Origin of the sequence: Allobosea sp. CCNWLY174 (assembly GCF_037120455.1) — a bacterium.
GTDB lineage: Bacteria > Pseudomonadota > Alphaproteobacteria > Rhizobiales > Beijerinckiaceae > Allobosea > Allobosea lupini.
On record NZ_JBBBBQ010000001.1, the window covers coordinates 1,359,924 to 1,372,117 of the forward strand.

A 12,194-nucleotide genomic window follows, 5' to 3' on the forward strand; every position below is an offset into this window, starting at 1 on the left:
CCGAAGGACGGTGCGGATATCGCTGCACCGATCCTTGCTCCGGAAACGCCTGATCGCGTCCTCCATTCGAAGGATAGCTCCTACTCCCCCGCCTTGAGCTGCTTGGCATAGATGTCCTTGTACTGCTCGCGCAGCAGGTTCTTCTGGACCTTGCCCATGGTGTTGCGCGGCAAGTCGGCAACGACGAAGACCTGCTTAGGCTGCTTGAACTTGGCGAGGCGCTGCTCCAGGGCCTTGGCGATGCCGGCGGCGCTGATATCGGCCCCGGGCTTGGCTACCACCACCGCGGTGACTCCCTCGCCGAAATCCGGATGCGGGCAGCCGATCACGGCGCTCTCGATCACGCCCGGCATCTCGTCGATCTCGGCCTCGACCTCCTTGGGGTAAACGTTGTAGCCGCCGGTGATGATCAGGTCCTTGCCGCGCCCGACGATGTGGACATAGCCGGCCGGATCGATCTTGCCGAGATCGCCGGTGATGAAGAAGCCATCGGCCCGGAACTCGGCCTTGGTCTTCTCGGGATTGCGCCAATAGCCCTTGAATACGTTGGGGCCCTTGACCTCGATCATGCCGATCTCGTCACGGGCGAGCTCCTTGCCGCTTTCCGGATCGGTGACGCGCGCGAGTACGCCGGGCAGCGGGAAGCCGACCGTGCCGGCCACCCTTTCCCCGTCATAGGGATTCGAGGTGTTCATGTTGGTCTCGGTCATGCCGTAGCGCTCGAGGATGGCGTGGCCGGTGCGCTCGCGCCATTCGCGATGCGTCTCGGCCAGCAGCGGCGCCGAGCCGGAGACGAAGAGGCGCATGTGCTTCGTCGTCTCCTTGCTTAGCCTCTGATCCTGCAGGAGCCGGACGTAGAAGGTCGGCACGCCCATCATGCTGGTGGCCTTGGGCAGGTATTTGAAGACCTGCTCCGGATCGAACTTCGGCAGCAGGATCATTGCGGCACCGGCGAACAGGATCACGTTGGTCGCGACGAAGAGGCCGTGAGTGTGGAAGATCGGCAAGGCGTGCAGCAGCACGTCGGCCTTGGTGAAGCGCCAGTAGTCGACCAGCGCCAGCGCATTCGAGGCAAGGTTGTCATGGCTGAGCATGGCGCCCTTGGAGCGCCCGGTCGTGCCGGAGGTGTAGAGGATGGCGGCAAGATCATCGGCGCCACGCGCGACATCGGCGAACTCGGCCGAGGCGGCATTGGCCTTTTCGAGCAGGCTGCCCGTGCCGACGCCGAGCGTCTCCAGCTTGGCCCCGGCCGTGTCGGCGAAGGGCTTCAGCGCCTCCGCCTTGGCGGGATCGCAAACGAAGACGGCCGGCTCGGCATCGCCGAGGAAGTATTCGATCTCGGCCGGGGTATAGGCGGTGTTAAGCGGCAGGAAGATCGCGCCGGCACGAACCGTGCCGAGATAGAGCATCAGTGCCTCGATGCTCTTCTCGACCTGGACGGCGACCCGGTCGCCCGGCTTCACGCCGAGCGCCATCAGCGCGTTGGCGAAGCGGGCGGAGACCGCGACCATGTCGGCGTAGGAATAAGTCCGGCCGTCATCCAGAAACGCGAAGGGCGCGGTCGGCGCCGGCATGCGGGCCTTGATCAGGTCGAACAGATGATTGCCCATGATTTCGGGTCCTTTCAGGCGTTTCCGTTGTCTATGTTCACTTGGTCGCGGGCCGAAGCTGCTTCTTCACCGAGGAGGAGGCGACCACGGTGTTACGGCTGGCGAAGGCCTCGTGATTGGCCTCAATGTCGTCGAGCTCATAGCGGTAGTTGACCATCACGCCATGCGACTCGCGCAGGCCCCGGTCGGAGAGATTGCCGCCGACATTGATGCGCTCCAGCCGCGCGCCATTGCCGAGATGGAAACGGGCGACCGGATCGATCACGCGCCCTGACGATGTCCTCGCCCGCAGCATGTACTGCGCCATCATCTGGCCGAGCAGCTTGTCGCGACGGGCGCGGGTGACCTCGTCCTGCGCCGCGATCTCGGCCGGCGCCTGCATCAGCAGCGCCGCCTCCTCATTGGTCAGGCCAAGTTCTGCCGGCTCGGCCAGCGCCTGACCCAGCCAGCGGGCGAAGCCCGGCACCGGCGAGAGCGTGACGAAGACGTCTAGCCCCGGTAGTTCCCGCTTCAGGTCCTCGGCGACCTGCTTGATCAGGAAGTTGCCGAAGGAGATGCCGCGCAGGCCCTCCTGGCAGTTCGAGATCGAGTAGAACACCGCTGTGGTGGCCGAGGAGGCCGACAGGACCTCGCGATCCTCGCTCAGAACGTCGACGATGCGGCTTGGGCTCTCGCGGGTCAGCGCCACCTCGACGAAGATCAGCGGCTCGTCGATCAGCTGCGGATGGAAGAAGGCGAAGCAGCGCCGGTCGGCCGGCTCGAGCCGGCGGCGCAGATCGTCCCAGTCCTTAATGGCGTGGACCGCTTCGTAGCGGATGATCTTCTCCAGCACATTGGCCGGCGTGGTCCAGTCGATCCGGCGCAGCACCAGGAAGCCGCGGTTGAACCAGGAGCCGAACAGATGCCGGAAATCGGCATCGACCGCCTTGAGCTCCGGCTCCTGCTTCATCGCCTCGAACAGGCTCTCGCGCATGCGCACCAGCACATGCGTACCGCCGGGAGCGAGGTTGAGCCGGCGGAACAGCTCCTGCCGACGGGGTTCGGAGGCGAGATGGAGCTGCCCGATCGCCTCGGCGTCGGGATTGTCGCGATAATGCTGCAGCGCGGTGTCAAGCCGTTCGCGATCGGGGCCGAAGCGCTCCTGAAGCAGGCGGAAGAAGGCGAGCCGGCCAGCCTCGTCGAGCTGCTGCCAATCCTCCAGCACGGCCTGGGCCAGCGCCATGCCCGTGGCCTCGCCGCGGCCCGAGAGCAGGTCCTCGCAGAGCTTGTCGAGCGGCCGGCGGCGGTTCGAGGCGAAGCGCTCGAAATTGATCAGCGCCCGGCCGCGATCGGCGACGCTGGTCAGGAGATCGCCAAGAAACGCCATTTGCACCTCCGAATGCCTCGCTTGCTCCGCCTATCCTATATGAGTTCGCTGCAGCGCAAACGTACGGCCCTGCGGCGAATATCAGCCGGCGGTTCCTTCCACCAATGCGTTGACCTCGGCGATGACCGTGGCAGCGAGGGCGACTGGCACACCCCAATAGTCGAAAATGCCCCCGTCAAGGCGATTCTGTCCGCAGGTGACAAAGACCCCTGTGCCGAAGCGCTGCTTGAAGCGGCTGGCCAGCCAGCCGACAAAGCCGCTGTTGTCGGCGCCGGCCGGGAAGTGAAACCGAAACAGGCCGAACAATTCCTCGTTCGCATCGTCGCAGGGGACGAGTTGGCTCCAGACTTGATCATCGCGGACCAGAGCCAGCGCGTCGGGCCGCACCGCGCCCGGAAAGGCCGACAGCGGAAACTCCAGGAATGCGTACGTGTCGCTATAGACCTGAAGCCGTGCCTGCGTCGTTACCTGCAGCAGTCGGCGCTCGGTCGCCTCGGGTGTCTCATGCGATATGTTGACCATCGGATCTGCCTCCCGGCCTCGGCAAATGGTCCTATCGGAGCAAGTCCCACGCCTTGAGGAAAAAATCAGGCGCACCGAAATTCCCCGACTTCAGTGCGACCACCATCTCCGGCCCGTCGACGACGCGGGCCCAGGGCACGCCCGGATCGATCTCCGGGCCGATCTCCAGGGTGCGGATGGCAAGCCCCTGCACGACCGCGCCGGAAGTCTCGCCGCCGGCGACGAGCAGGCGGGTCACACCACCAGCGTTCAGCAGCCGCGCGACCTCGGCGAAAGCATGCTCGACGATCTCGCCGGCCCTGTCGCGGCCGAGCTTGTCCTGCACCGACGCGACCTCGGCCGGATCGTCGCTGGAATAGACGAGGAAGGGCCTGTCGACGGGCTGAGCCAGAGCCCAGTCCGCCAGTTCCTTCGCCGTCTGCTTGCCGCTGGCCAACGCCAGCGGATCGACCTTCAGCGCGGGAATGCCAGCCGCGAGCGCCGCCTTGATCTGGCCACGCGTCGCGGTCGAGCAGCTGCCGGAAATGATGCCGGCGCGGCCAGCCGGCGCGGCGAGATGCGTCGCGGTCTCGCGCCAGGGCAAGTGGCCCGCCTTGCGAAAATTCTCGGGCAGGCCCATCGCGATGCCGGAGCCGCCAGTAAGCAGGACATGATCGGAAATGGCCTCGCCGAGCACCATCAGATGGCCATTGTCGAGCGCATCGGTGACGACATAGCGCACGCCATCGGCCGCCAGCTCGGCCAGGCGCTTGCGCACGGCGGCGGCGCCCTGGTTGACCGCGGCATAGGAGGCGAGCCCGACCTTGTGCGCGGTCTGCGCGCCCATCAGCCGCATCAGGTTCGAGTCCCGCATCGGCGTCAGCGGATGATCCTTCATCGAGCTCTCGTGCAGCGGCACCTCGCCGACGAAGAGGTAGCCCTGGAAGATCGAGCGGCCATTAGCCGGGAAGGCCGGGCAGACGATCGCCTGATGGGCATTGAGACGCTGCATCAGCGCGTCGGCGACCGGGCCGATATTCCCTTGCGCGGTCGAGTCGAAGGTCGAGCAGTATTTGAACAGGATCTGCCGTGCGCCGGCCGCGAGCAGCGCCTCGCAGGCAGCGAGCGAATCCGCGACGGCCTCGGCGACGGGATTGGTGCGCGACTTCATCGCGACGACGACGGCATCCGCTTCAGGCAGCTTGGCGCCGGCTGCGGGAGCACCGATGACCTGGACCGTACGCATCCCGGCGCGGTTCAGCATCAGGGCGACGTCGGTCGCGCCCGTCATGTCGTCGGCAATCACACCCAGCAGCATCACTAGACCTTTCCTGTGCCCCGCGCCTCGAATTCGCGCATCATTGGCGGAATCTTGCATACCAGAATTCGTGCGAGCGGCGACAGACCTTGGTCGCCCTGCCGTCATGCGGGCACCGGCGGTAGCCGATCGTCACACTGTATCCATTGCACCAATCGCGGTGGCGTGGAATGTTCGCGGCAACGCCCGGCCGGAGCAAGCCGAGCCTATCGACGATCACCGAAAAATGCGCCAGCTTGGTACCGAATGGGACCAACTCAGAATGACCCGTGGAACTCCCGCAAGCGCCGAAGAGCGAGGGAGCGCCATTCAGCGGGCCAGGATCAACACAAAACAATCAGGGGAACAGCCATGAAGCGTATCGTTCTGCTGGCGTCGGCGGCCTTGCTGGGCCTCGCCGCATGTCCAGCCCAAGCCCAATCGCCATCGACCTTGCGGATCGGGCTCCAGGAGGACCCCGACATGCTCGACCCGCACAAGGCCCGCACCTTCGTCGGCCGCATCGTCTTCATGGGGCTGTGCGACAGGCTCGTCGATATCGATCCCGAGCTGAAGATCATCCCGCGGCTGGCGACCGAATGGTCTTTCTCAGGCGATGGCCTGACACTGACGATGAAGCTGCGCACCGACGCCAAGTTCCATGACGGCGAAACGTTCAACGCAGAGGCGGCCAAGGCCAATCTCGAACGGGCGATGACGCTGCCGGATTCGCTGCGCAAGTCCGAGCTCGCCTCGGTCGAGAGCGTCAGCGCGCCCGATCCGGCGACGCTGGTCCTCAAGCTGAAGCGCCCCGATGCGACACTGCTCGCCCAGCTCACCGACCGCGCCGGGATGATGCTGTCGCCGAAGAGCCTCGGCCCCGACATCACCGCCAAGCCGATCTGCTCCGGCCCCTACCAGTTCGTCGAGCGCGTCCAGAACGACCGGATCGTGCTGGAGAAGTTCAAGGGGCACTGGGAGGCCGACAAGTACCAGTTCGACCGGATCGTCTACCGCGCCATCCCCGATACCACCGTCCGCCTCGCTAACCTGCGCGCCGGCGAACTCGACATGCTTGAACGGCTGGCCCCGACCGATGTGAAATCGGCCCAGGGCGACAAAAGCCTGAAGGTCCAGAGCACGGCGAACCTCGGCTATCAGGGCATCACCATCAACACCAATCATGGCGACGCTGCCAACCAGCCGATGGGCAAGGACAAGCGCGTCCGGCAGGCGCTGTCGCTGTCGATCGACCGGAAGGTGCTGAGCCAGGTGGTGTTCGAGGGGCTCTATGCGCCGATGAACCAGCCCTTCAATCCGGGCAACCAATACCTTTCCGCCGCCCTGCCCGTGCCGGAGCGCGATGTCGCCAAGGCCAAGGCGCTGCTGAAGGAAGCCGGCCAGAGCAAGGTATCGGTCGAACTCTTCGTCACCAACAACCCCGTCGACGCCCAGCTCGGCCAGGTGATCCAGGCGATGGCGCAGGAGGCCGGCATCGACATCCAGATCCGCTCCAGCGAGTTCGCCAGCCAATTGCGCGACCAGCAGCAGGGCAAGTTCCAGATGAGCCGCATCGGCTGGTCCGGCCGCATCGACCCGGATGGCAACATCCACCAGTTCGTCACCACCAAGGGCAACCAGAACGACGGCAAGTATTCCAACGCCGAGGTCGACAGGCTGCTCGACGAAGCCCGCACCATCTACGACGTCGCCGAGCGCAAGAAGCGCTACGACGCGGCACAGAAGATCCTGCAGGACGAACTGCCGATCGTCTATCTCTACAACCAGACCGTCTTCTTCGCGCTGCGTTCGAACATCCAGGGCTTCGTCATCAATCCCGACGGGATGATCCGGCTTTCGGGGCTGAAGCGGTCGTGACACGTTCATCCGAGACGAGGGAGCGCAGCCGCGCTCCCTCCCCGGCCTGCAACGGCGACCGGCAGCCATGCTCGCCCTGATCGGCCGGCGCCTCCTGATCGCGATCCCGACGCTGTTCCTGGTGTCGCTGTTCGTCTTCGCCCTGCAACGGGCGCTGCCGGGCGACCCGTTCCTGGTCATCGCCGGCGAGGAGCGCGACCCCGAGGTGATCGCGCGCCTGCGCCAGATCTACCGGATGGACGATCCGATCGTGGTGCAGTTCTTCGCCTGGCTCGGCCAGGTGATCCAGGGCGATTTCGGCCGCTCGCTGCGGACCGGCGAGCCTGTGCTGGGGCTCATCATCCAGAAGCTCGGCGTCACCTTCCAGCTCGCCGTCGCCTCGATGCTGGTCGCGGTGGGCATCGGCATCCCCGCCGGCATCATCGCTGCCAGGCGCAAGGATACCATCGCCGACTATTCCGCCAGCGCGGTGGCGCTGTTCGGCCTCTCGGTCCCGCATTTCTGGCTCGGGATCATGCTGATCCTTTTGGTCTCGGTCGAATTGCGCTGGCTGCCGGCCTCGGGCTTCGAATCGATCTTCAGCGATCCGCGCGCCGCGATCGAGCGGTTGATCATGCCGGCCTTCGTGCTCGGCGGCGGGCTCGCCGCATCGCTGATGCGTCATACCCGCTCGGCCATGCTCGAAGTGCTGCAATCGGACTACGTCCGGACTGCGCGCGCGAAGGGATTGGCCGAGGACGCCGTGATCAACCGGCACGCGCTGCGCAACGCGCTGGTGCCGATCATCACCCTGTCGACGATCCTGTTCGGCGAACTGCTCGCCGGCGCAGTGCTGACCGAGCAGGTCTTCACCATCCCCGGCTTCGGCAAGCTGATCGTCGATGCCGTCTTCAACCGCGATTACGGCGTCGTCCAGGGTGTCGTGCTCTGTACCGCGATCGGCTTCATCATCATGAACCTCCTCGCCGATGTCCTCTACATCCTCGTCAATCCGCGCCTGAGGGACGGCTGATGGGCGCCATGACCGTCCGTGCCACCGGCGCGACCTTTCAGGGCCGCGGCTCCCTCCGCAAGCTGATGCGCAGCCGCTCGGCCCGGATCGGCGGCCTGATCGTGCTCATCTTCGTCGCGATGGCGCTGCTGGCGCCGCTGCTGCCGCTCGCCGACCCGCTGAAATCGAATTTCCTCGCCATCCGCAAGCCGCCCTCCGAGCTCTACTGGTTCGGTACCGACGAGCTCGGCCGCGACCAGGTCTCGCGGCTGATCTTCGGAGCGCAGGCCTCGCTGCTCGCCGGCATCGTCTCGGTCGCGATCGCGCTCGCGGTCGGCGTCCCGATCGGCCTTATCGCCGGCTGGTATGGCGGCTGGATCGATGCGGTTATTTCGCGGGTCACCGAGGCCCTACTCGCCTGCCCGTTCCTGATCCTGGCGATCGCGCTCGCGGCCGTGCTCGGCCCGTCGCTGACCAATGCGATGATCGCGATCGGTCTCTCCTTCGCGCCGATCCTGATCCGGCTGGTGCGCGGCCAGGTGCTGGCGATCAAGAACGAGGAGTTCGTCGACGGCGCCCGCGCCATCGGCGGCGGCAAGCTCTACATCCTGTTCCGCCATGTCGCGCCGAACACACTTTCGCCGATCATCGTGCAGTCCACGCTGTTCATGGCGCAGGCGATCGTGCTGGAGGCCGCTCTCTCCTTCCTCGGCCTCGGCCAGCAGCCGCCCTCCCCGTCCTGGGGTCAGATGCTCAACGTCGCCAAGAATTTCATGGAGCAGGCGCCGTGGATGTCGGTGGCGCCCGGCGTCGCCATCTTCCTGGCGGTCCTGGGCTTCAATCTGCTCGGCGACGGCCTGCGCGACGCGCTCGATCCCAAAGAATCCTGACCTCACCGCCTAAGGAACCGACCATGTTCACCACCCGCCCCGAGATCCTCGGCACCTTCGGCGTCGTCACCTCGACGCATTGGCTCGCGACCGCTTCGGGCATGGCGATGCTGGAGAAGGGCGGCAACGCCTTCGATGCCTGCGCCGCCGCCGCCTTCGTGCTGCAGGTGGTCGAGCCGCACCTCGTCGGCCCGGCGGGAGACATGCCGGCGGTGTTCTATTCGGCTGAGACGAAAAAGGTCGAAGTGCTCTGCGCCCAGGGGCCCGCGCCGGCAGCGGCGACGATCAAGGCCTACAAGGACCTCGGCATCGACATCATCCCCGGCGACGGCCTGCTCTCGACCGTGATCCCCGGGGCCTTCGGCGGCTGGATGACGATGCTGCGCGACCATGGCCGCCTGCCGCTGCGCGAGGTGCTGGAGCCGGCGATCGGCTATTTCGAGAACGGCCATCCGATGCTGCCGCGCGTCTCCGACACGATCGCGGGCCTGAGCGACCTCTTCACCAAGGAATGGCCGACCTCGGGCGCAGTCTACCTGCCCGGCGGCAATGTCCCGAAGGGCCGCGAGCTCTTCCGCAATCCGGCCGCCGCCAACACCTACAAGCGCATTCTCGCCGAGGCGGAGGCCGTCGGCGGCGACCGGCAGAAGCAGATCCAGGCCGCCTACGATGGCTGGTACAAGGGCTTCGTCGCCGAAGCGATGGACGCCTTCTGCCGCACGGAAGCGCCGATGGATTCGACCGGCCGCCGGCACAAGGGCCTGCTCACCGCGCAGGACCTGGCCGGCTGGACGCCGCACTACGAGGCGCCGGCGAGCGTGACCTACCATGATTGGGAGGTCTTCAAGATCGGCCCCTGGGGCCAGGGTCCGGTGTTCCTGCAGACGCTGAAGATCCTCGAAGGCTTCGATCTTTCCGCCATGGGTCCGGCGAGCCCGGAGTTCATCCATCACGTCGCGGAAGCGATGAAGCTCGCCTTCGCCGATCGCGAGGCCTATTACGGCGATCCCGGTTTCGTGAAGGTGCCGCTGGCGACGCTGCTGTCGGACGACTATGCCCGCGGCCGGCGCGAGCTGATCGGCAACGAGGCCTCGCTCGAAATCCGTCCAGGCGCAGTCGCCGGCTTCGAGGCGCAGGTCGCGCAGGCTCTCGCCAATATCCGGATCGCCGGCCAGCATGGTGCCAAGGGCGGCGCGACCGTCGGCGAGCCGACATTGGCCTCGATGGTCGCCTCGTCGCGGCGCGGCGACACCGTGCATATCGACGTCATCGACCGCTGGGGCAACATGGTCGCGGCGACGCCCTCGGGCGGCTGGCTGCAATCCTCGCCGGTGATCCCGGAGCTCGGCTTCCCGCTGAACTCGCGTGCCCAGGCCTTCTTCCTCGAAGAGGGCCTGCCGTCCTCGCTGGCGCCCGGCAAGCGCCCGCGCACGACGCTGACCCCGACCATCGCCTTCGAGAACGGACAGCCGCGCCTCGCCTTCGGCACGCCGGGCGGCGACCAGCAGGAGCAGTGGCAGCTCGGCATGTTCCTGCGCCGGGTGCATCACGGCCTCAATCTGCAGGAGGCGATCGACCTGCCGCTGTTCCACACCCAGCACTTCCCTTCGACCTTCTATCCGCGCGAGGCGCGGCCGGGCCATCTCACTGTCGAGGAGAGCGTCGGCGAGGCGACATTGGCCGAGCTCACCCGGCGCGGCCACAGGCTGGAGAAGGCGCCGGCCTGGACGGTGGGGCGGCTGACCGCAGCCGAGAAGAGCGCCGACGGGCTCTTGCGCGCCGCCGCGACGCCGCGTCTGATGCAGGCCTACGCCGCCGGGCGGTAGGAGGCCTTCTTCCATGACATGGTCCATCGTCGCTCGCGACGCCGCGACCGGCGCCTATGGCGTCGCCGTCTCCACTTGCGCCTTCGCCGTCGGCGCGCGCGTACCCTATGGCTGCGGCCGGGTCGGCGCGATCGCGACCCAGGCCTTCGTCAACCCGCTCTACGGCGTGGACGGCCTGAGATTGCTTCAGGAGGGGCGATCCTCGGTCGAGATCATCGCCAACCTGACCGCGGCCGATGAAGGCCGCGCGCACCGGCAATTCCATCTGATCGACCGTGACGGCCGCACGGCGTCCTATACCGGCAATGCCTGCATCGACTGGTGCGGGGCGGTGAACGGGCCGCAGGTCTCGGTCGCCGGCAACATGCTGGCGGGGCCGGAGGTCGTCCAGGAGACGCTGAAGGCCTATGTCGAGAATTCGGGGCTCGACTTCGACGAGCGGCTGCTGGTCGCGCTCGAAGCCGGCGAGAAGGCCGGCGGCGACAAGCGCGGCCGGCAATCCTGCGCGATCAGGATCTGGGCAGGCGAGCCGGTGCCGAGCTTCGACATTCGGGTCGACGACCATGCCGAGCCGCTCACCGAATTGCGCCGGATCTGGCGGGTGGCGCATCAGCGCTCCGTGCCGTTCCAGCAGGCCTCGCCTTCGCGGGCGCGGCCGGCCGGCGTCACCGACCGGGCCGAGCTCGACCGGCTGTGTGCGGAATATGCCGAGGCGTGGAACGCGCGGCATCCGGAATAACGATCGCGGCAGTCGATCGTCATGCTCGGGCTTGACCCGAGCATCTCGGAAACCAGTGTTCTCTCGTCATGAGATTCTCGGGTCGGCGCTGCGCGCCGCCCGAGAATGACGACCTTGCTCAAGCCGCCTTGGCAGCGCGCCCTTCGGCCGCCCATTTGGCGTACCAGCTCTTGAAGCGGCGCCATTCGGTCTCGACATAATTGCGCTGGGCGTCGGAAAGCCTGTCAGCGTCGTTGAAATGGCGCTCATAGGCCTTGTGGCCTTCCAGCACCATCAGGTGCTTGTAGTAGAGTACGAGGTCGACGCCCTCGTCGAAGGACGACAGCACATACAGCGCCCGCTCCAGTTCGAGCGCATCACGCTCGGCCTGCGGGTCGCCGGCGGCGGCCTTCTGCGAGAGCGCGACGAGGTGCAGCACCTCCTTGGGCAGGGCATTGCCGATGCCGGTGATCGCGCCCCTGGCGCCGCAGCGGATGAAGCCGTGCGTCACCTGCGTGTCGACGCCGACCATCAGGGTCAGCTTGGGATCACGGTTGGTGATATGCTCGGCCGCATAGGTCAGCGCCGCGCCGCCGCCGAACTCCTTGAAGCCGACGAGATGCGGGAAGCGCTGATTGAGCGCGAAGAACAGGTCGGCCTTGGTCTCGTAGCCGTAATAGGGGCTGTTGTAGATCACCGAGGGCAGGTCGACCGCGGCTTCCAGGATGCCTTCGAAATGAGCGCGCTGCGCCTGGAGCGAAGAGCCGCGCGAAAGCACGCGCGGAATCACCATCAGGCCCTGCGCCCCCGCTTTCTTGGCATGGGCCGCGAGCGCTGCGGCGCGCTTGGGGTTCTGCGCGCCGGTGCCGACGATCAGTGGGATGCCGCCCTTCACCAGGGCTTCGACGCCCTCCATGCGCTGCTCGTCGGTGAGCAGCGGCCAGTCGCCCATCGAGCCGCAATAGACGACCGCCGACATGCCGGCGTCGATCAGATGGCGGCCGGTGCGCACCAGCTCGGCGTAGTCGACGTCGCCCGCGGCGGTGCAGGGGCTCATCAGGGCGGGAATCGTACCGCTGAAGATGTTCTTGGTCATGGCAGGTATCCGCTCGCGGGA

10 protein-coding genes are annotated in these 12,194 nt (G+C 66.5%); 5 read left to right on the forward strand and 5 right to left on the reverse strand.

Annotated features, from left to right (window positions below; genetic code table 11):
• Positions 1-80: 80 nt before the first annotated feature.
• The 4 genes from V7S63_RS06630 to otnK all read right to left on the reverse strand — a co-directional run bounded on the left by V7S63_RS06630 (position 81) and on the right by otnK (position 4,795).
• The gene (locus V7S63_RS06630; protein ID WP_336529628.1) at positions 81-1,610 is read right to left on the reverse strand and encodes a malonate--CoA ligase; all 1,530 of its coding nucleotides are present in this window, start codon (positions 1,608-1,610) and stop codon (positions 81-83) included.
• 37 nt (positions 1,611-1,647) lie between these two features.
• Positions 1,648-2,976, reverse strand: coding sequence for a malonyl-CoA decarboxylase (locus tag V7S63_RS06635; RefSeq protein ID WP_336529629.1), 1,329 nt, complete (start codon positions 2,974-2,976; stop codon positions 1,648-1,650).
• A gap of 81 nt (positions 2,977-3,057) precedes the next feature.
• On the reverse strand, positions 3,058-3,498 hold the full coding sequence (locus V7S63_RS06640) for a DUF6196 family protein (RefSeq protein WP_336529630.1): 441 nt from the start codon (positions 3,496-3,498) through the stop codon (positions 3,058-3,060).
• A gap of 31 nt (positions 3,499-3,529) precedes the next feature.
• Entirely contained in the window at positions 3,530-4,795 is a 1,266-nt protein-coding gene (gene otnK, locus V7S63_RS06645) for a 3-oxo-tetronate kinase (protein WP_336529631.1), read from the reverse strand.
• A 351-nt stretch (positions 4,796-5,146) separates the two neighbouring features.
• Here otnK and V7S63_RS06650 point away from each other — a divergent pair, with 351 nt between their 5' ends.
• From V7S63_RS06650 to V7S63_RS06670, 5 genes are all read left to right on the forward strand, one after another.
• A complete protein-coding gene (locus tag V7S63_RS06650) occupies positions 5,147-6,652 on the forward strand; it encodes an ABC transporter substrate-binding protein (protein WP_091831197.1) in 1,506 nt (501 codons plus the stop codon).
• Positions 6,653-6,719: 67 nt separating this feature from the next.
• The gene (locus tag V7S63_RS06655) at positions 6,720-7,664 is read left to right on the forward strand and encodes an ABC transporter permease (protein ID WP_091831199.1); all 945 of its coding nucleotides are present in this window, start codon (positions 6,720-6,722) and stop codon (positions 7,662-7,664) included.
• Positions 7,664-8,533, forward strand: coding sequence for an ABC transporter permease (locus V7S63_RS06660; RefSeq protein WP_091831201.1), 870 nt, complete (start codon positions 7,664-7,666; stop codon positions 8,531-8,533). Before V7S63_RS06655 ends, V7S63_RS06660 begins: the two co-directional genes overlap by 1 nt.
• 23 nt (positions 8,534-8,556) lie before the next feature.
• On the forward strand, positions 8,557-10,359 hold the full coding sequence (locus V7S63_RS06665) for a gamma-glutamyltransferase family protein (RefSeq protein WP_336529632.1): 1,803 nt from the start codon (positions 8,557-8,559) through the stop codon (positions 10,357-10,359).
• A 13-nt stretch (positions 10,360-10,372) separates the two neighbouring features.
• Positions 10,373-11,098, forward strand: a complete 726-nt coding sequence (locus tag V7S63_RS06670) for a DUF1028 domain-containing protein (protein WP_100959384.1) — start codon at positions 10,373-10,375, stop codon at positions 11,096-11,098.
• 118 nt (positions 11,099-11,216) lie between these two features.
• Here the strand turns inward: V7S63_RS06670 and V7S63_RS06675 are convergent, their stop codons facing one another.
• Entirely contained in the window at positions 11,217-12,173 is a 957-nt protein-coding gene (locus V7S63_RS06675) for a dihydrodipicolinate synthase family protein (RefSeq protein WP_100959383.1), read from the reverse strand.
• Positions 12,174-12,194: the final 21 nt, after the last annotated feature.